The organism is Bacillus manliponensis (genome assembly GCF_000712595.1).
In the GTDB taxonomy this organism is placed as follows: domain Bacteria; phylum Bacillota; class Bacilli; order Bacillales; family Bacillaceae_G; genus Bacillus_A; species Bacillus_A manliponensis.
Window position 1 is genome coordinate 336,366 of sequence record NZ_JOTN01000001.1, and the last position, 21,976, is coordinate 358,341.

Annotated in this window: 13 protein-coding genes and 1 pseudogene; 10 read left to right on the top strand and 4 right to left on the bottom strand. The window is 37.6% G+C overall.

Going from position 1 to position 21,976, the window contains the following annotated elements; genetic code table 11:
• Positions 1–79: 79 nt before the first annotated feature.
• Both BAMA_RS01520 and BAMA_RS01525 read left to right on the top strand, forming a co-directional pair.
• Positions 80–5,872 carry a SpaA isopeptide-forming pilin-related protein gene (locus BAMA_RS01520; RefSeq protein WP_051758849.1) on the top strand — a complete coding sequence of 1,931 codons (5,793 nt, stop codon included), beginning with the start codon at positions 80–82 and terminating at the stop codon, positions 5,870–5,872.
• A 164-nt stretch (positions 5,873–6,036) separates the two neighbouring features.
• The gene (locus BAMA_RS01525; protein ID WP_034635464.1) at positions 6,037–7,446 is read left to right on the top strand and encodes a M28 family metallopeptidase; all 1,410 of its coding nucleotides are present in this window, start codon (positions 6,037–6,039) and stop codon (positions 7,444–7,446) included.
• Positions 7,447–7,659: 213 nt separating this feature from the next.
• On the opposite strand, the gene argS is transcribed toward BAMA_RS01525, so the two are convergent.
• Both argS and BAMA_RS01535 read right to left on the bottom strand, forming a co-directional pair.
• A complete protein-coding gene (gene argS / locus BAMA_RS01530; protein ID WP_034635466.1) occupies positions 7,660–9,330 on the bottom strand; it encodes an arginine--tRNA ligase in 1,671 nt (556 codons plus the stop codon).
• On the bottom strand, positions 9,327–9,767 hold the full coding sequence (locus BAMA_RS01535; protein ID WP_034635468.1) for a YwiB family protein: 441 nt from the start codon (positions 9,765–9,767) through the stop codon (positions 9,327–9,329). The genes argS and BAMA_RS01535 overlap by 4 nt, the downstream gene beginning before the upstream one ends.
• A gap of 237 nt (positions 9,768–10,004) precedes the next feature.
• On the opposite strand from BAMA_RS01535, the gene BAMA_RS01540 reads away from it, so the two are divergent.
• From BAMA_RS01540 to BAMA_RS01560, 6 genes and pseudogenes are all read left to right on the top strand, one after another.
• On the top strand, positions 10,005–10,778 hold the full coding sequence (locus BAMA_RS01540; protein ID WP_034635611.1) for a MurR/RpiR family transcriptional regulator: 774 nt from the start codon (positions 10,005–10,007) through the stop codon (positions 10,776–10,778).
• A gap of 121 nt (positions 10,779–10,899) precedes the next feature.
• Positions 10,900–12,438 carry a maltose/glucose-specific PTS transporter subunit IIBC gene (gene malX / locus BAMA_RS01545; protein ID WP_034635471.1) on the top strand — a complete coding sequence of 513 codons (1,539 nt, stop codon included), beginning with the start codon at positions 10,900–10,902 and terminating at the stop codon, positions 12,436–12,438.
• Between the two features lie 12 nt (positions 12,439–12,450).
• Positions 12,451–13,599, top strand: a pseudogene (locus BAMA_RS25580) (MalY/PatB family protein); the annotation flags it as partial.
• A gap of 33 nt (positions 13,600–13,632) precedes the next feature.
• A complete protein-coding gene (gene manA, locus BAMA_RS25585) occupies positions 13,633–14,580 on the top strand; it encodes a mannose-6-phosphate isomerase, class I (protein ID WP_200874658.1) in 948 nt (315 codons plus the stop codon).
• Positions 14,581–14,645: 65 nt separating this feature from the next.
• Positions 14,646–15,632 (top strand): S66 family peptidase, encoded by a 987-nt coding sequence (locus tag BAMA_RS01555; protein WP_034635613.1) that lies wholly within the window; start codon positions 14,646–14,648, stop codon positions 15,630–15,632.
• A gap of 143 nt (positions 15,633–15,775) precedes the next feature.
• Positions 15,776–16,813, top strand: a complete 1,038-nt coding sequence (locus BAMA_RS01560; RefSeq protein ID WP_034635473.1) for a PTS sugar transporter subunit IIC — start codon at positions 15,776–15,778, stop codon at positions 16,811–16,813.
• A gap of 192 nt (positions 16,814–17,005) precedes the next feature.
• On the opposite strand, the gene speB is transcribed toward BAMA_RS01560, so the two are convergent.
• Positions 17,006–17,878 carry an agmatinase gene (gene speB / locus BAMA_RS01565; protein ID WP_034635476.1) on the bottom strand — a complete coding sequence of 291 codons (873 nt, stop codon included), beginning with the start codon at positions 17,876–17,878 and terminating at the stop codon, positions 17,006–17,008.
• Positions 17,879–18,002: 124 nt separating this feature from the next.
• The gene (gene speE, locus BAMA_RS01570; RefSeq protein ID WP_034635615.1) at positions 18,003–18,830 is read right to left on the bottom strand and encodes a spermidine synthase; all 828 of its coding nucleotides are present in this window, start codon (positions 18,828–18,830) and stop codon (positions 18,003–18,005) included.
• A 270-nt stretch (positions 18,831–19,100) separates the two neighbouring features.
• Here speE and BAMA_RS01575 point away from each other — a divergent pair, with 270 nt between their 5' ends.
• On the top strand, positions 19,101–19,826 hold the full coding sequence (locus BAMA_RS01575) for a glycerophosphodiester phosphodiesterase (protein WP_034635478.1): 726 nt from the start codon (positions 19,101–19,103) through the stop codon (positions 19,824–19,826).
• Between the two features lie 83 nt (positions 19,827–19,909).
• The gene (locus tag BAMA_RS01580; protein ID WP_034635481.1) at positions 19,910–21,967 is read left to right on the top strand and encodes a transglycosylase domain-containing protein; all 2,058 of its coding nucleotides are present in this window, start codon (positions 19,910–19,912) and stop codon (positions 21,965–21,967) included.
• Positions 21,968–21,976 lie beyond the last annotated feature (9 nt).

Genomic DNA, 21,976 nt, shown 5'->3' on the forward strand with positions numbered 1-21,976 from the left:
CGTCTTAATAAGATTATTACTTCATTTGAAGTGTAATATACCATAATACTACAGCTCAATATTTCAAGGAGGCGAAAGAATGAAAAAAACTTTTAACGTATGTTTGATAGCATTCTTAATAGTTTCACAGCTTTTAAATTTCCCTTACCATCAAGTAATGGCAGAAACATCAAACCTACATACACTATTTGATTCTATCGAAATGAAAGATAGCAATCATATTTCAATCGATGCAGCTTCGAATCCTAATACAAAAATACAACCTGGATCGACTGTACAACTAGAATACGCTTGGTCTCTCAAAGAAAATCACACACTAACAAACGGTGATTCTTTATCATTAAAAATTCCAAGTGAGCTACAAATTCAACAAGATATACAAGGTAGCTTAATAGGAAATGAGCTTGAAATTGGACAATATTTTGTTACAGCAAGCGATAATACATTAAAGCTTACCTTTAATGAACAAGCCAAAGAAGGAAATGGCAAAATTACATTTGCAGCGATATTTAACCCTGCTGCAGACAATAAAGAAGAAACGATTCAAATTACATTCCCACTAGGTGCGAAGTCACGATTTATTACAGTGCCAGTTGAAAGAATGGAAGAAGAAATTACTACAAGACAAAACCAAGAACAACCTTCCGAGCAAGACGAAACATTAGAGAACGCAGAAGAGCTTACTCAAGAGCATGCTGTAACGCAAAATGGAGTGGAAGAAACTAATGCTGAAACAACAGAGTCAGAAGATGGCCCGAAGCAGATTACGGAAAATATTTTGACAAGTGTCAAGATGACAGATAAGAACGGAAAACCGTTTGATGATAAAGAAAATCGTCCCACTACGAGTGACATTACAAAAATTGAGTTCACATGGGATTTGCCAAATGACCTTGGTGCAAAAAGTGGTGACTACTACACCTTCAAACTACCGGAGCACTTTGCTATCTACAATGATGTTGAAGGTGACTTAATTGATGGAAGCGGTGAAAGTGTCGGCACTTATACCATCAAAAGAGATGGTACAGTAACGATGACTTTCAATGACTACATAGAAACACATTCCTATATTTCCGGAGCATTACAAGTACAAACAGAATTTAACAAACAAAAGATTAAAGGTTCTACAACTCAAGAGATTCACTTCCCTGTTACAGAAGAAGGTATAACAATTCCGGTTGAATTTAAACCAAATGTAAAAAATCCAATGGACAAAAGCGGATTGCCAAACAAAAAGTTTAACGCCAATGAAATCAACTGGACTGTAAACATCAATAAAACGAAAGACACTCTTATGAATGCAGTCATGAAAGATGCTATTCCAAAAGGGTTAAGCTTAGATACAAACTCAATTGAAGTTTACTATTTGAATGTAGATATTGATGGAAATACGACTCTTGGAGAGAAAGTAAATTCATCAGCATATACTATTTCATCACCAAGTGAATCGAACTTAGCAATTGCTTTTAACGATACGATTAATCAAGCATATCAAATTCGATACAAAACAAAGATTACCGATGATAGTAAAACAAACTTTACAAATAAGGCTACTCTATCAAGTGATAATCAAAAAGACACAGAAACAAGCGCTACCGTCACTGCATCTCATGGAACGCACTTAAATAAAACAAGTAAATATGATCCAACTGACCAAACCATTACTTGGACGATTACCTATAACGGTGACGAAAAAACGATTAAGCAACAAGATGCACTTCTAAAAGATTTATTTGACAACTCACACGAGCTTGTTGAAGGTTCCGTTGTAGTTAACAAAGCAGCATACGATGATAGCGGAAAGCTTGTAACAGGTGAAATCGTAAACAATTACACTGTTACTTCCCAAAAAAACGATAAAGAAAACGGTTTTAACCTACAATTTAATGAAGATATTCATAACGCCTATGTTATCACTTACAAAACAAAACCAATTGGTAACGTGACTACAGATAATAAAATTAAAAATACTGTTACGACAGGTGGAGGCTCTTCTAGCTCTAATACAACGAATACAACGCAACAAAATGTTATCAAGTCAAACACAAGTGTAAACTACAAAGACAAAACAACATCTTGGAAGATTGAAGTCAACAAAAACAATTATGAAATGAATAATGCTGTTATTACAGATACATTTGATCATGGCGGTCTCACTTTACACAAAGATACCTTTACCATTACAAACCGTACAGCTGGGAAACCACTTGTAGAAGGTGAAGATTATACGTTAGAAGTAACAAAGGATGGCTTTAAAGTAACGCTAACAAAATCCTATGCTTCTAAAATGAAAGATACACTGGAAATCACGTATACAACAACGTTTGATTATCCTACAATCCAAGATAAATATACGTCATTTAAAAATACAGCACATGTAAGCTGGAAAAATGAAAACGGGAAAGATGAAAGCAGTACATCTTCTAAAGACCTTAACCCTGACCAATTTACAAAAGCAAACGGCTTTAAATACGGCATTTATAATGCTAAAACGAAAGAAATCACGTGGTATATCGGATTAAATTATAATAATGTCACAATCGACGACCCTTACATAACTGACATACTAAAGGGTAACCAAAAATTCGTACCGGGCTCTATCGAAGTGCGTCACATGCTATTAACTGGTTCTCCTGATGGAGTTTCTCTAGGTGGCCTTGTTGATTCTAGTGAATATATAATGGAGACCCCTACAGAAAGTAATAAAAACACATTAAAAATTCATTTTAAAAATAGGATTGATTCACCATATTATATTAGTTTCAAAACAACAGTCGAAAATGAATTTATTACAAAAGAGTATAAAAATACAGCCGAATTAAAAGATGGTACAAAGAATGTTTCCTCTGTAACAGGCTCAACAACTATCACTCACGGCGGAGAATTCGTTAGTAAATCTGCAAAACAAGATGGTAATTACATTAACTGGACAATCAATATTAACCGCAGTCAATCTACTTTAGAAAATGCAAAGATTATTGATAATCCAACTGATAATCAAATCCTTGTAGCAGATTCATTCCATTTATATGGAACATCAGTTGATGCAAATGGAAACATAACGAAAGATCCAAACAAAAAGCTAGAACAAGGAAAAGATTACACACTACAAATCAATACTGATAATGAAACTGGAAAACAAACCTTTGAACTTACCTTTTTAAATCGAATTGACGAGGCTTATGTACTAGAATATAAGACTCTAATTTACGCTGACAACGGCGAAAAAGTAAGTAATAAAGTTAAACTTTCCGGAAGTAAAATTACAAATCAAGACGTTGAAACCTCAGAAGAAATCATTGTAAAAACTTCTTCTGGTTCTGGAACAGGTGGCAGTAAACGAGGACACTTTGAGATTAAAAAAGTTGATGCTGATAAACAAACAGTTCTAGCTGATGCTGAATTTACACTATACGATAAAGCTGGAAAGAACGTAATCCGAACTGTTTCAACTAAAGAAAATGGTATTGCTGAATTTAAGAATTTACGTTATGGAGAATATTTATTAAAAGAAACAAAAGCTCCAAAAGGTTACGTTATTAGCGATGAGCTAGAAAAAGGAATACTAATAAAACTCGATTCTAAAACTGATGGAAAAGAATACGAGACATTCAAAAACGACAAATTTGTAGGTGAAGCTATCTTAACAAAGATTGGCGCTGAAACGGGTGAACATCTACAAGGGGCTATATTCTCTCTACTTGATGAAAATAAAAAGCCTGTAAAAGGATACGAAAGATTAGACGCTACTGATGAAAAAGGTAAGGTTCACATTAAGAACTTAAAACCTGGAACATATTATTTGAAAGAAATAAAAGCTCCTACTCATTATGAATTGAGCAACGAGCTAATTGACTTCAACATTAAAGAGAAACAAACGACAGTCGTCTCAAGAACGGCAACGAATAGTCTAAAAAAAGGATCCGTTATCTTAAAGAAAGTCGGCGAAGATGATAAGGAAACTGGATTAAAAGATGCTACATTTGATTTATTAGATAAAGACAAACAAGTTATCTCAGAACATAAAGGGAAAAAGACTTTAGAAGATGGGACGCTTCGAATTGACAACTTAACTCCAGGAGTATACTACTTAGTTGAAAAAAGTGCTCCTGAACACTACCAAGTAAACCCTAAACCTATTCAGTTTGAAATTGTAAGAGGGCAGGAAACACCATTAGAACTTGAGCCTTTCGTAAATGAACTATCTAAAATCGGCTCAGCCCAATTAACAAAAACAGGTGAAGGACATAGCGGCGGTCTTCCTGGTGCTGTCTTTAAACTTCAAAAGCAAGGAAGCAAAGAAGTAATTGCAACAAACTTAGTGACTGATAAAGACGGAAAAACACCGATTGTTAAAGATTTAAAACCTGGAAAATATGAGTTTGTAGAAATACAAGCACCAGCTGGTTATGATTTAAATGCAACACCAATTCCGTTTGAAGTACAAAAAGGACAAACAACGTTAATTGAAAAGACCGCTCACAACTATTTATCAAGAGGTAGCGTCACATTAACGAAGGTTGATGCCGATACAAATGCAACGCTTCAAGGCGCGATATTTAAATTGCTTGATGGCGGCGGAAATGTCGTTCATACAGACTTAGAAACAGATAGTGAAGGGAAAATTACTGTCCATGGATTATTGCCAGGTAGCTATCAATTCGTGGAAACGAAAGCTCCTACTCACTACGGCTTAGATGTAACACCAATTTCAGTGACAGTTAGTGCTGGGGAAATAGCTACAGTGACTGGAAAGAACAGCTTAATGAAAGGCGGCGCAATTTTAACGAAAGTTGATGCCGATAGTAAGGAAGTTCTCGAAGGTGCAGAGTTTAAGCTAGTAGATAGCAACAATAATGTCGTTTTCACCGATTTAAAAACGGGTAAAGATGGTAAAATTACCGTTAAAGATTTAAAACCTGGTGATTATGAATTTATTGAAACAAAAGCTCCTATTCATTACGATATCAATAAGAAGCCAATTAAGGTAACGATTGAAAAAGGGCAAACACAGTTTGCTGGAGTTACTGCTGAGAACAGCTTAACAAAAGGTGGTATTACTTTAACGAAAGTTGACACTCATAGTAAAGAAACACTTGAGGGTGCTGTATTTAATGTACTTGATTGTGATGGAAATATCGTTCGTAAAGATGTAACAACAAATAAAGATGGTAATTTGACTGTCTCTGATTTAAAACCTGGTGATTATCAATTTGTAGAAACGAAAGCTCCAACTTATTATGACTTAAGTACAGAGCCGATTCCATTTACGATTGATAAAGGGCAAGAGAAGTTAGCTGAAATTACAGTGGAAAATAGCTTAACAACAGGAAACGCATTATTAACAAAAGTTGATGCTGAAAGTAAAGGAGTACTTGCAGGTGCTACATTTACTTTATTAAATAGCAACGGCGATGTAATTCATGCTGATCTAACTACTGATCAAGATGGAAATATCTTTGTATCAAACTTAAAACCTGGTAACTATCAATTTGTAGAAACAGCTGCTCCGCAAGGATATGAACTAGATAGCACACCGATAGCATTTACAATTGATAAAGGGCAAAAGCAAACGTTAGAAGTAACTGCTCTAAATAAGCCAATTATGAATGAGTGGGAAGATTCAAATGATGATGATCCAAATAGTACCCCTAATGAGGATGGTTCCAACAACAATGGAACGAATCACAATACCTCTGATACAAAGGGCGTAAAAGAAGATAGTCTAACAGATAAAACATCTAACGGAGAAAAGCTTCTACCACAAACAGGTCATCAAAATAGCAATCACTTTATCGTGGCAGGATTTATGCTATTACTAGCTGGCGCATTTAGCTTATTAGCAATGAGAAGAAAAAACGAATCTAATTAATAAAGGGAGCTGTCACTATGTGGCAGCTCTTTTTCTCATATTTTTCAACATTTTAAAACATATATCCCCTAAATTTATTGAAAATTCTTACAAATAAAGATAAAATAAACTCATTATCCACCCCTTTGTCAGTCAGATAGAACAATAGAATGGGAGAGGACAATATGAAAAAGTCATGGAAACAAAAAATAGTAAGCATGTTGCTTGCTGTATCACTCACTTTCAGCCTAGCTCCGCTTGGACAAGTAAAGGCTGATTCTTCGCCACAATCCACACAAGTACCATCTATTACGGAGCAGGTTGATGCGAACCGCGCCATTGAGCATGTACGCTTTTTATCCGAACGAATTGGTCCACGTCCTGGTGGGACAAAACCAGAGCAATGGGCCTCTCGCTATATTGGAATGCAGTTACAATCTATGGGATATGAAGTAGAGTATCAAAAGTTTAATGTACCAGATCAATACGTAGGATTCATTGACTCATCTTTATCTCAATCAAGAAGTTGGCAAGCAGGTGCAGCGCCAAACTCTCTTATTTCAGCAGAAGCTATAACAGCTCCACTTATTTTTGTACCGAATGGAACTAACTTAGAAGATATCCCAAATGAAGTAAACGGTAAAATTGTCCTATTTGAAAGAGGTGCAACAATAGCAGACTACAATAAACAAGTTGAAAATGCGGTTGCAAAGGGCGCAAAAGGAGTGCTTTTATACAGCTTAATTGGTGGTCGTGGGAATTACGGACAAACATTTAATCCAAGACTAACAAAGAAACAATCTGTCCCTGTATTTGGACTTGCTTATGCGCAAGGAAATGCATTTAAAGAAGAATTAAATAAAAAAGGGAATGTGACTCTTTCTTTAAAAGCAACACATGAAGCAAACTTACAATCTACAAATGTCATTGCGAAAAAGAAACCAAAAAAGAGTACTGGAAATGAAAATGCTGTTATCGTAAGCGCGCATTACGACAGCGTTGTTGGAGCTCCTGGAGCAAATGATAATGCTTCTGGAACAGGGCTAATGTTAGAATTAGCACGTGCATTTCAAAATGTAGAAACTGATAAAGAGATTCGCTTTATTGCGTTTGGTGCAGAAGAAATGGGACTCATCGGTTCAAGACACTACGTGAAACAATTACCACAGACAGAGCGCGATCGTATTTTAGGCGCTTTTAATGCTGATATGGTGGCTACAAATTATGATAAAGCAAAGAATTTATATGCAATGACTGTTGATGGATCACCTAACCTTGTATCCAATGCAGCATTACAAGCTGGACAACAGTTAAACAATCCACTCGTTTTACAGGGAAAATTCGGTTCAAGTGACCATGTACCATTCTTTGATGCTGGTATACCGTCAGCTCTATTTATCTGGATGGGAATCGATAGCTGGGATCCACTTATCTATCACATCGAAAAAGTATACCACACACCAGAAGATAATGTGTTAACTAACATTTCAGCAGAACGTATGAAAATGGCTTTAGATGTTATTGGAACTGGTGTTTATAATGTGCTTCAACAACCGGCTGCGCAAGAAGAGCAACAAAGTCAGGAAGCTGCCTAAAAAATAGTAAGAGCCACCATAAAAATGGTGGCTCTTACTATTTTACGGTAACATCGCTCTGTTCTAACCGAGCTGCTTCCGCTTTTCTTTATTGTCTAGCTTTCGCGGCTAGAATACTCGGTGGCTTCGCGCCTTCCTCTGAGGCAAACTACGCCTCTACGTCAGGAGCTCCATCCCCCTCCTATTCTACCGATCCGCTAACGCTTTTCTTTATTACATCTTCTCCGGCGCAGATACGCCTACTAATGCTAATGCATTTTGAAGAGTGATACGTACAGCATGCATTAAGTCATAGCGTGCTTGACTTAATTCCATGTTATCTTGATTTAATACTTTTTCTGCATTGTAGAAGCTGTGAAGTGCAGCCGCTAATTCAAACACATAGTTTGTGATGCGGTGTGGTAAGCGCTTTTCTGCTGCTTCTGCAACTGCTGCTGGGAATTCTCCCAGTTTCTTCAGTAAATCTACTTCTTTTTCTGAAGAAATCAGCTTGTAGTTTACATCTCCGCCTTTTGTTAAGCCTAACTCTTCTCCTTGGCGAAGGATACTGCATACACGTGCATGTGCATATTGTGAATAGTATACAGGGTTTTCATTTGATTTTGATACAGCTAAATCCATATCAAAGTCTAAATGAGAGTCACCGCTACGCATTGCGAAGAAGTAACGCATTGCGTCCACGCCTACTTCTTCCATAAGCTCACGAAGTGTAACAGCTTTACCTGTACGCTTACTCATTTTTACTTTTTCACCGTTTTGGTATAGTTGTACCATTTGGATGATTTCTACTTCTAACGTCTCTTTATCGTAACCAAGCGCTTGAATTGCCGCTTTCATACGTGGGATATAACCGTGGTGATCCGCACCCCAAATGTTAATTAATTTATTAAAGCCACGCTCTAATTTGTCACGGTGATACGCGATATCTGGCGTTAAGTATGTGTAAGAACCGTCATTTTTAATTAATACGCGGTCTTTATCATCACCATATGTTGTAGAACGGAACCAAGTTGCGCCTTCTTCTTCAAAGATTTCTTTGCGCTCTTTTAACACTGCAAGTGCCGCATCGATTTTTCCGTTTTTGTATAGTGATGTTTCAGAATACCAAACATCAAAGCTTACGCGGAAGCTTTCTAAGTCTTTTTGAAGTTTTTCTAACTCATACTGTAAGCCGTACTGACGGTAGAATTCATAGCTTTCTTTCTCATCAGCATGTACGTAACGATCACCGAACTCTTCTGCTAAACGCTTTCCGATTCCGATGATGTCTGCACCGTGGTATCCATCTTCAGGCATTTCTTTCTCTAAACCTAACGCTTGCATGTAGCGTGCTTCAACAGAAAGAGCTAAGTTGTGAATTTGGTTACCTGCATCGTTAATATAGTATTCACGAGATACATCGTAACCTGCTTTTGCTAACACGTTACATAACGTATCACCAACTGCTGCACCACGAGCATGTCCTAAGTGAAGGTCACCTGTTGGGTTTGCAGATACGAACTCAACTTGAACTTTTTCACCTTTACCCGTGTTTGTTTCACCGTAAGCTGCATCAGCTTCAAGAATTGTTGAGATTAAGTCTGTTAAGTAGCTGTTATCCATGTAGAAGTTGATGAAACCAGGGCCCGCGATTTCAATCTTTTCGATAGAAGCTTTCTCTTTTTCGAAGTTTGCAATTAACTCTTCTGCAATCATGCGAGGTGCTTTTTTCGCTACGCGAGCAAGTTGCATTGCCATGTTTGTAGAGAAATCACCATGTGTTTTATCCTTTGGTGTTTCTAATACAACGTTTGGAATTTGTTCTTCTGTTGCAAGTTCTGCTTTTACAACAGCAGCTTTAATTTCATCTTTAATCAATTCTTTTACTTGTTCTAAAGAATTCATTTTTTCTCCTCCTTTAAATTAATCGTAATTGTATATCGGCCAGCTTCTTGTTCACTAAGAAGCAAAGCGTACGTTAAAAAGAGTTGTCCCTTTTTCTTCTCATCTGACCATTTGAAAAGAACGTTATCTGTTTTTGTTTGCAATGCAAACGTCCCAAGTTCACTCGTATATGTCCCTGTCGTCCACTCACCTTTTCTATGAGTTTGGCGCATCGAAACAGCACCTGAACGCATGATGAGAACGTGATCATCTTGGATTTTAATAATTGTTTTCACTTCGCCTTGTTCGTTTGGCTCTTGGAATGTTACGTATGTACCTTGACCCTTTACATAGTATAGACCATTTGCATCAAAAGAAATAGTTTCCTTCCGTGCGCCTTCTCGAATCTCTGTGACGAATTGAACTTGTACTGGTAAGCCTGCAAGTTGCTTCTCCACGTCTTGCACACCTTTCACGATAATTTTGTCTAACTTCAGCAATTAAAGCAGTCGCTAAAGCTGTTCTAAAAATAAAACACTTTTTCTATCATATCAAAAATAGATGGTTTCTGTCTGCTGAAAAATGAGGAAACAAAAAAGAAACCGTTCTCTTTCCTACAGATGGAAATCATAGTAAAATTTATTTTAAATCAGAATTTTCTAATAAATAAACTTATTCATAAGGCAGGCGATATTATGCACATCTTTTTCAAACGTTTATCACAAGAGCGCCATCGTTTAAGTCAACTAGAAACACAAGTGCTCGACTATATTATACAAAACCCAAATCACGTCATAAACATCAGTATAGACGAATTTTCGAAAGTTCTATTCGTCTCTACAGCTACAATTAGCAGGACGTGTCGACAACTCGGATTTAAAGGGTTTCAAGACATGAAATATATTTTGCATACATATAAGCAGCAAGAACCTGTCCATATCACTACTCCTTCCTCCTCTCTCTTTTCTAAACATATGGAAAGAATACAAAATGAGATGGACCGAACACTCCAGCTCATTCACGAAGAAAAGATTGAAAAAGCTGTGCATTATATTGAAGAAAGTAGACATGTAGAATTTTTTGGAGTAGGCAACTCTCTTCCCCCTTGTGTAGATGCTGCCAGAAAGCTAACCGCTTCTGGAAAGCTGTGTAATGCGCGAAGCGATTGGGATGAACTAAGAAATGCCGCCTATCGTTTAAATGCGAGCGATCTAGCAATTCTCGTCTCTTATAGCGGCGAAACATCATCTATTCTAGAATTCGCACATATTTTAAAAGAACGTAATGTGAAAACTATCGCTATAACAGGACAACATAATAACCACTTACAAAAAGAAGTTCACTTATCTCTACAAGCACATGTCACCCACTGCTATTATGATGATATTGATATGAGTTCCCGTTTTCCACTTAGTGTTGTACTAGATTTTATTATCCTCTCCTACTTACATAGAGAAACCGGCCAGTAAATGGCCGGTTCTTTTTTGTATTCTCCATACAAAAAATGTATCCCCTTACATTGTATGTGAAACACCTTGTTTCCCTTTTTCAAACCGATTACTTTTAAATGAGAAAGGGGGATTTTTCATAATGAAAACAAAACTATGGGAGTTCTTTCAAGGACTTGGAAAAACATTTATGTTACCTGTTTCTTTATTAGCCTTTATGGGACTTCTACTCGGTATTGGCAGCTCCTTTACAAGCCCTTCTACAATTGAGACCTTTCCATTTTTCGGGCACCCTATCTTGCAGCTTATCTTCAAGTTCATGTTAACAATCGGTGGATTTGCATTTACATATTTACCAGTCCTTTTCGCAATGGCGATTCCACTTGGTCTTGTTCGCTATGAAAAAGGAGTCGCTGCATTTTCGGGCTTTATCGGTTATGTTGTCATGCATTTATCTATTCATTTTTATTTAGCAGAAACAAAACAGCTTGTTGACGCAGAAAAAATGCGCCAAGCTGGTCAAGGTATGGTAATGGGAGTTCAAACGATTGAGATGGGAGTGTTAGGCGGGATTATTGCTGGTATTGCCGTTTATCTTCTCCATAATCGATTTTATACAGTAAAGCTGCCTGATGCATTTGCCTTCTTTGGCGGTGCGCGCTTCGTCCCAATCATTACATCCTTTACAATGGCAATCGTTGGCTTATTACTACCAATCATTTGGCCAATCTTTGCACTTGGAATTAACAGCATTGGTTCACTCATTCAAAATGCCGGCATATTTGGTCCGTTTTTATTTGGTGCTGGCGAACGTCTATTACTACCATTTGGATTACACCATATCCTCGTAGCTATGATTCGATTTACAGAAGCTGGCGGTACGGAAGTAGTAAATGGTCAAACCGTATCTGGTGCTTTAAATATTTTCTATGCACAACTTCAGAGCGGCGCACCATTTAGCCCAAGCGCAACTGCCTTTTTATCACAAGGAAAAATGCCAACTTTCATGTTTGGATTACCAGCTGTTGCACTAGCAATTTATCATACAGCTTATCCTGAAAACCGCAAGAAAATTAAAGGCCTTTTGTTATCTGGTGTGCTTGCTACTTTTGTAACTGGAATTACTGAACCGATTGAATTTCTGTTCTTATTTATTGCACCGCTTTTATACTTACTTCACGTCGTCATGACAGGTCTTGGCTTTATGGTGATGGCGCTTTTAGATGTAACGATTGGAAATACAGATGGTGGAATTTTAGATTTTGTCATTTTTGGTGTTATGCAAGGCATGGATACAAAATGGTACCTCGTTTTAGTTGTCGGAGGCATTTGGTTTGCTATCTATTATTTCGTATTCCGCTTTGCTATTTTGAAATTCGACTTAAAAACACCAGGGCGCGAAGAGCATAAACCTGATGAAAAACAAAAATCTATCAAAAAAGACTCTCCTGAAAACGCAATAAAAATCCTTGCTGCTTTAGGTGGAAAAGAGAATATACAATCACTTGATAATTGCGTAACACGTTTACGCCTCGTTGTAACAGATATGAACATAATAGATGACGAAACTTTAAGAAATTGCGGTGCAATTGGCATCATTAAATTAGATGCTCATAACCTACAAGTTATAATCGGCATGCAAGTTGGTGCACTGAAATCTGAGCTCGATCAACTTTTGTAAGAGGTGATACAGATGAACTTTGATGCAGTAATAGATCGCTCCGGCACGCATTGTACACAGTGGGACTATATTGAAGACCGCTTTGGTAAAAAAGATATCTTACCATTTTCTATTTCAGATACAGATTTCTCCTGTCCACCTGAGATATTACAAGCTTTAGAAAAGCGGATGCACCACGGTATTTTCGGTTATACAAGATGGAACCATACTGATTTTAAAAGTGCCATTCAGCACTGGTTTCAAACAAGGTTTTCCTGTCATATTGAGCAAAACTGGATTGTATATAGTCCATCAGTTTTATATTCCATCTCTCGTCTTATTGAACTATTAACGGATGAAGGTGATCATATTGTGGTGCAAACTCCTGCCTATGACGCCTTCTTTCCTGTCATTGAGAAGAACGAGCGCTCACTTCTTTGTAATGAACTTCTATTAAATAAAGGACGATATACAATTAACTTTTCTGATTTAGAAGATAAACTATCAAAAGAGAAAACGAAAATTCTCCTCCTTTGCAGTCCGCACAATCCAACTGGACGCGTCTGGACAAATGAGGAGCTACAACAAATTGTTTTACTTTGCGAAAAACATAACGTTTATATTATTTCAGATGAAATTCATATGGATGTTGTTCATAGTTCACACCCGCATACACCAATTGTAGACGTAGCGCACGATGTAAATCGTGTTTTCATTTGCACATCAGCTAGTAAAACATTTAACACACCTGGTCTTGGGGGTTCTTACATAATCATTGCTGATGACGCTGTTCGAGAACAGTATCTTACGTTATTAAAACAACGAGATGGGCTATCCTCCGCCCCTATATTCGGCATAAGTGCTACGATAGCAGCTTACAACAACAGTGCAAATTTTGTAGATGAACAAAATACGTATATTCGAAAAAACTTCCTCATTGTACAAAACTTTTTAAGAAAGTATTTACCAACAGTAACACTCACACTTCCAGAATCAACATACCTCGCTTGGATTGATGTTTCACAACTGCCTTACAACATGGACGAATTGCAGCATGCGCTTGTGCACCATGGTGAGGTTGCAATTATGCGTGGTGATACGTACGGAGCTGCCGGCAAACACTTTATTCGAATGAACATTGGTTGTCCCTCTTCAAAATTGCTTGAAGGGCTACATCGATTGAAAAAGGGAATTGATGCTTTGCAGAAAACAAATATAACAGAACCGCTGTTTTTAACACCTACTTTCCAAGAGCGCATATGGGGTGGCAGCGTACTGAAAAATGTGTTTCAATACGATATCCCTTCCGAAAAAACAGGAGAATGCTGGGCAATTTCTGCTCACTCGAACGGTCAAACTTTCGTAAAATCAGGCACATTTCAAGGGTACTCCTTACAAGATTTGTGGAACCATCGTCGACATCTGTTTGGAAATTTTGATAGCAATCAATTTCCTCTTTTAACAAAAATACTTGATGCAAATGATGATTTATCAGTGCAAGTACATCCACATGATGCATATGTACACCGATACGAAAATGACTCCTACGGAAAAAATGAATGTTGGTATGTTATTGATTGTGCAGAGGATGCTGAGCTCATTATTGGACATAGAGCAACGTCGAAAAAAGAATTACTTTCTTATATTGAAAATGAAAATTGGGAGCATTTATTAAGACGCATCAAAATTAAACAAGGGGATTTCTTTTACATTCCGGCTGGTACAATTCATGCTATTTGCAAAGGGGCGTTAATTCTTGAAACGCAGCAAAGCTCTGACACTACATATCGTTTATACGACTACAATCGTATTGATAAAGATGGAAAACAACGAGAGCTTCATCTCGAAAAGGCGATTGATGTCATAACAGTCCCTTTTGCACATGAAAAAATAGAAGCAAAAACGGAGCACTTTTTAGGTTATAGCATCACAACGTATGTTCAAAGCCCATATTTCTCCGTCTATAAATGGGATATATGCGAAAAGGCAACATTTATACAGGATCAGCCATTTTTATTAGTAAGTGTAATTAATGGAGATGGCGTATTGAAATCTGCACATATGAACTACCAACTTCAAAAAGGAGATCATTTTATACTTCCATACAACTTAGGGAATTTTCATATTCATGGAAAGGTAACGCTTATTGTCTCACATCCATAGTAGAGAAATTCTTCATATTCATGTTACAATTATTTTTTCAGAATATACAGAAAGAAGTTGGTATCATGTTTCCAGCAAAGCTTAAGCAAGGAGATGAAATTCGAATCGTTTCACCATCCAGTAGCCTCGGTATCGTCTCAGAAGAAAATAAAGCACTTGCTACTAAAAAATTAAAAGAAATGGGCTTTTATGTCACCTTCTCTACACATGCTGAAGAAATAGATCGCTTTTTCTCTTCTTCTATTCAATCAAGGGTACAGGATTTACACGATGCATTCGCTGACCCTAACGTAAAAGCAATCATCACAACACTTGGTGGCTATAATGCAAATCAATTACTACATCATTTAGACTACGAACTCATCCGACATAATCCAAAAATTTTGTGTGGCTACTCAGATATTACAGCGCTAAGTAATGCCATTTATGCAAAAACTGGTGTTATCACATACTCTGGTCCATTTTTTTCTTCCTTTGCGATGGAAAAAGGAATTGCGTATACAATAGACTATTTCCAAAAATGTTTCATGTCAGAAAAGCCGTTTTCTATTACACCTTCTGCTACATGGAGTGATGATTCTTGGCACCGTGAGCAAGAAAATAGGAACTTCTTCTCCAATGAAGGCTATATTGTAATACAACAAGGCGAGGCAACAGGAACGATTGTTGGAGGGAATATGAGCACACTCCATCTTTTGCAAGGGACAGCATACATGCCTAACTTACAAGATTGTATATTATTTTTAGAGGAAGATGACTTAACCGGTAATGCCACTCTCAAAGTATTCGACCGTTACTTACAATCTCTCGTGCAGCAGCCAAACTTTGAACATGTACGTGGCATCATTATTGGGAAGTTTCAGCGAGGGGCACATATTTCTATAGAAGACTTACGAGATATTATCGCTACAAAAAAGGAGCTATCTCACCTACCAATTATCGCAAATGCGAATTTTGGACATACAACACCCATTTTCACATTCCCAATTGGGGGAAAAGCAAGTTTGCTTGCAAGTGCAAAGCATACGAAATTAACTATATTAGAACACTAATAAGGCGCCTCCTTAAAAAGAAGCGTCTTTTTTATAGTCGATTTGAAGGAATTTCCTTATAAAAAAATTTTCCGTTTCAATCGATTTTGTATTATTATTGAATAATACAAAATTTTATACTAAACGAAAAAGGAGACCATTTTATGGTTATCTTACAAGGATTATCACTATTACTTCTCGTACTTTTTCTCTTTACACTATTTAGCTACCGTGCCCCTTATGGAATGAAAGCAATGGGAGCTCTTGCAGGTGCAGCAATTGCCAGCTTTCTTATTGAAGCTTTCCACTTTTATATCGGTGGTGAAATGCTCCACAATGAGTTTTTACAAGGCGTCGGAGAAGCTTCTGGAGGTATGAGTGGCGTAGCCGCGGCAATTTTAGTTGCATTTGCAATTGGGGTATCTCCTGTGTATGCCGTATTAATCGGTATTGCATGTAGTGGGTTCGGCATTTTACCTGGATTTTTCGCTGGTTATACCGTTGCTTTCGTTGTAAAGTTTTTAGAGCGAAAATTACCTGCCGGCGTTGAATTTTTAGCTATTTTATTTATCGCAGCTCCACTTTCACGCGGAATGGCTATGATTATGGATCCAATTGTCAATGCAACACTTGGAAATATTGGAAATATGATTTCTGTCGCAACAACAGAAAGCCCAATTGTTATGGGGATTATGCTTGGAGGACTTATTACCGTTATTTCTACTTCCCCACTAAGCTCAATGGCTTTAACAGCTATGCTTGGACTAACTGGGTTACCAATGGCAATTGGAAGTTTAGCAGTCGCAGCCTCTGCACCGATGAATTACATTTTCTTTAAACGTTTAAAAATTTGCTCGAAAAAAGATACAATTGCAGTCGCAATCGAACCTTTAACACAAGCAGATATTGTAGCAGCAAACCCAATCCCGATTTATGCAACGAACTTCGTCGGCGGTGCACTTGCTGGTATCATCACATCACTATTCCAAATAGTTAACAACGCGCCTGGTACAGCTTCACCAATTCCAGGATTACTTGTTCTGTATGGATTTAACGATGCACTAAAAGTAACAATTGCAGCTATTTTATGTGGTATCGTTACCACGATTATTGGTTATATTGGAACGATCGTCTTCCGTAAATATCCAATCCGTACAGCGGCTGAAATTCGCGGTACTTCTGAAGAAGAAAATGCAGCATAGAAAAAGAATCCCACGCAAACCTTTAAAACAGAAGGTTACGTGGGATTCTTTTTGTTTTCATCTCGTTTTTATTGATATCCAGCTCCAGCGGCTAGCTCTTCGCGTCTAAGAACCTTCCGCATAAAAAGGCAAAGAGCGCCTTTTATGCGAAAGAACCTTAGCCGGTCAGAGCTGAGCAAGCCGCTTCCGCTTTTATTTCACCCAACCAAGCAACATTTCGCGCACAAATTTGCTGGCTGCTACTGGTGTTTGATCACTGTGATCATATACAGGAGCCACTTCTACTAAGTCTGCTCCCACTACGTTTATATTTGAATTTGCAATCGCAACAATGGAATCTAATAGCTCTTTTGATGTAATACCACCAGCTTCTAGTGTTCCTGTTCCAGGAGCGTGTGCTGGGTCTAATACATCGATGTCAATTGTAACATACACTGGGCGTCCAGCTAGTTTTGGCAATACTTCTTTTAATGGCTCTAGCACATCAAATTTATATAAGTTCATGCCTACTTCTTTTGCCCATTCGAATTCTTCTTTCATTCCAGAACGAATTCCAAAAGAATATACGTTTTCCGGACCAATTAAATCACACACTTTACGAATTGGTGTAGAGTGAGATAACGGCTCTCCCTCATACGATTCACGTAAATCTGTATGAGCATCCATATGGATAATTGCTAAGTCTGGATATTTTTTTGCCATTGCCTTGAAAATTGGCCAAGACACTAGGTGTTCACCGCCAAGACCTAGTGGAAACTTACCTGCATCTAATAGTTTTGTTACATATTCTTCGATCATGTCTAAACTACGTTGTGCATTACCAAAAGGAAGTGGAATATCTCCTGCATCAAAATATTTCACTTCTTCTAGTTCACGATCTAGATATGGACTATACTCTTCTAATCCAATCGATACTTCACGAATACGTGCTGGGCCAAAACGAGAACCAGGACGGTAACTTACTGTCCAGTCCATTGGCATCCCGTAAATCACTGCCTCAGACTCTTCAAAACTTGGATGACTTTTAATAAATACTTTACCTGAATAAGCTTCATCAAAACGCATATTCTTTTCCTCCTTATGTGGAACTTAAGGTATCCCAACCTTTCATTATTTCTCAAATTTGGAGCTTATCTACTCCTCTTTATCGATATCAAGAAAAGCTCTATTACCTTCTGAGCCTTTAAAATTACTTAATTAAGTCGCCTACGAATTTCGGTAGTACGAATGCTGCTTTGTGTAAGTCTTTTGTATAATATTTCGTTTCAATCTCGTGGAAACGCTCTTCGCTTACTTCTAATGGATCATGCTTTTTAGATCCAATTGTGAACGTCCAAAGTCCGCTTGGATACGTTGGAATGCTCGCTGTATATAAGCGTGTAATTGGGAAAATTTCTTTTACATCTTTGAAAACGTTTGTAATTAACTCTGGTGTGAACCAAGGATTATCTGTTTGCGCTACGAAGATACCATCTTCTTTTAACGCTTTTGAAATTCCAGCGTAGAATCCTTTTGTAAATAAGTTTACAGCTGGTCCTACTGGTTCAGTAGAGTCAACCATGATTACATCGTATACATTTTCACTTTCTGCGATATGCATGAAACCGTCGCCTACTTTTACTTCTACGCGAGGGTTGTCTAATTCACCAGCGATTTCTGGTAAGTACTTTTTAGAGTACTCGATAACTTTTCCATCGATTTCAACAAGAGTCGCTTTCTTTACGCTTGGGTGTTTTAACACTTCACGAATAACACCACCATCACCGCCACCAACAACAAGAACGTTCTCAGGGTTTGGATGAGTGAATAAAGGTACGTGTGCTACCATTTCATGATATACAAACTCGTCCTTTTGTGTTGTCATAACCATGCCATCTAAAATAAGCATGTTTCCAAACTCAGCTGTTTCTACCATATCTAACTTTTGAAATTCTGTTTGCTCCGTATGTAATGTGCGGTTAATACGCGCAGTAATTCCAAAATCTTTTGTTTGTTTTTCAGTAAACCATAGTTCCATTTTGCGATCACGCCTTTCATTGCAATTTTTCTCGGACATCCTTAATGTCCCCATACAAAAATAAAACAAAACATGTAAAAAGTATAGTTAAAAATAAAAAAATACAAAAAAATATATGCTAGCAAAATAATTTTCCAAATACAGATTTGTATTCCAAAACTTGAATTTTTTATCATTGTTATATATTTGTAAATTTTTCTAACAGGAAGTTGTATTTTCACTTCTTCAGTTTCATAATGAAAGCAACAAAATATGAGAGGAAGCGTTTCTATGGAACAACCGCTTATTTTTGCCCATCGCGGCGTCAAAAGTACCCACCCTGAAAATACGATGATTGCTTTTCAAGAAGCTGAACGCGTAGGGGCACATGGTATCGAACTTGATGTTCACCTATCAAAAGATGGTGAAATTATTGTCATTCATGATGAAACTGTCGACCGCACAACAAACGGTACTGGACTTGTATGCGAGCTCACAACAGATGAATTACAAGCATTAGATGCAGGAAGTTATAAAGACTCTTCTTTTGATGAAGCTCAAATTCCAACACTTCGCGAAGTGTTTATTTGGCTCTCTACAACAAACTTACAACTAAACATTGAGCTCAAAACAGACGTCATTCGTTATGTTGGTTTAGAAGAAAAAGTCGTTGATCTCGTTCGAGAATTCCATTTTGCAGACCGTATTGTTTTCTCTTCTTTTAATCATGATTCCGTTCAAGTATTAGCTGAACTCGCACCAGAAATTCCGCGTGCTATTTTATACGACGAACCTCTTGCTTATCCAATGAAAGAGGCGAAAGAACGTGAAGCAACCGGACTTCATCCAAACTTTACTTTACTAACAAAAGAATTTGTAAGAGAAGCACAAAAACAAGGGTTTGTGTTCCGTCCTTACACGATTAATGAATATGATGATTTACGAAAAATGATAGACTATGGTGTTGATGTTATCATTACAGATTGGCCATCACGTGCCTTTGAGCTTCTTTCTTAGCAGAGAAGCTCTTTTTTCTGTTTAAAATCTTTCAAAACCCTCAATACTAATTAAAAACATATAATACGAGGGGAATGAGAAAGATGGAGCTAACAGCAAATGAAAAGCAGAAGAAATATGTACGCCTGCTCCTTACTATTTGTCTATCATGTGTAATCTTCTTTGTACTTACTATGTTTATTATGATTGTCGTTGCAAAAATTATGGGACCTCCTCCTGTAACAACACCACAAACAACCGTTTTTTATGCAAATGATAGCTCAATCATTGGAGAGAGCCGCGGTGCTCAAAACCGCTATCATGTTTCTCTTCGTGAGATTTCACCGCACATCAAAAATGCGACTCTTTCAATTGAAGATCAGCGCTTTTATGAGCATCACGGCTTTGATTTAAAGCGTATATTAGGGGCAGCTATCGCTGATATAAAAGCAATGGCGAAAGTACAAGGAGCAAGTACCATCTCCCAGCAATATGCACGCAATTTATATTTAGACCACGATAAAACGTGGAAACGAAAAATACTTGAAGCAATGTACACCGTTCGCCTTGAAGTGAACTACAGTAAAAATCATATTTTAGAAGGATATTTAAATACGATTTACTATGGACATGGCGCTTACGGCATTGAAGCTGCTTCACGCCTTTATTTCGATAAAGATGCAAAAGACCTTACCCTTGCAGAAGCAAGTATGTTAGCTGGTATTCCAAAAGGCCCTAGCATCTATTCACCGTACTTAAATGAGGAACGGGCAAAAGAAAGACAGATGCTTATTTTACGTGAGATGCAAGACCAAGGATATATTACAAAAGAAGAGGCACAAGTAGCAAAGGCAGAGCAATTAGCTCTTGCCCCCTTCGAAAAGGAAGAAGTTGCAGAAATTGCACCTTATTTTCAAGATGCGGTTCAATCTGCACTAGTAAAAGAGGCTGGACTTGATGAACAAACAGTAGAGCGCGGTGGATTACGCGTATATACAACGCTCGATCCAAAATTACAGACGATTGCCGAGGAAGCTGTAGCTGAAATTATCCCAGATACAACAACGCTACAAACGGCTGTCGTATCGATGAATCCAAAAACAGGTGAAGTTGTAGCACTTGTTGGTGGACGTGATTATAAAGAAAGTCAGTTTAACCGGGCCACACAAGCTTATAGACAGCCCGGCTCCACTTTTAAACCATTTCTATACTACGCTGCTTTAGAGCAAGGATTTACCCCGGCAACGCGCTTAAAAAGCGAATACACTGTATTCACTTTAGGAGATGGAGTTTCAAAATATAAACCAACAAACTATAAAAATTACTACGCAGATGATTTTGTCACCATGACACAAGCACTCGCTGTTTCAGATAACATATATGCCGTAAAGACACATTTATTTTTAGGTGACGAAACACTCGTCAAAACAGCGAAGAAATTCGGCATTAAAAGTGCAATGAAAGATGTCCCTTCCCTTGCGCTTGGCACATCTCCTGTAAAACCAATTGAAATGGTGAACGCCTACAGTATGTTCGCAAATGGTGGAAAACAAGTGAAGCCAACATTTATTAAACGTGTTGTTGACCATGAAGGGAATGTGTTATACGACGCTCATTTAGAAAAAAAACAAGCGTTAAATAAAGACAATGCATTTGTCATGCAAGAGATGATGAAAGGAATGTTTAATAAGAAGCTAAGCAGTTATGCAGCTGTAACAGGACAATCAATACTCCCTGAGCTATCGCACACATATGCGGGAAAATCTGGCTCAACGGAAACAGATAGCTGGATGGTCGGCTTCACACCTCAGCTTGTAACAGGCGTTTGGACAGGATATGATATCCCAAAAACGATTTCTAATACAGCAGAGCAAGGCTACGCCAAACATATTTGGGCAAGTGTAATGGAAAAAGGTCTAGAAGACAAAGCAAAGAAAAAAACGAAAAAACCAGCAAACGTTATTGGAGTAAACATCGACCCAACGAACGGAAAAATCGCTACAAAAGAATGCAAACTTGCAGTAAAGATGTATTTCGTAAAAGGTACCGAACCAACAGAACACTGCATGGATCACGTTAATGACCATGACGAATTTGAAGATGCTTTAAAAGAGAAAAAACAAGAAAAAGAGAACTGGTGGAAGAAGTATTTTCCGTGGTAGCTGAAACCC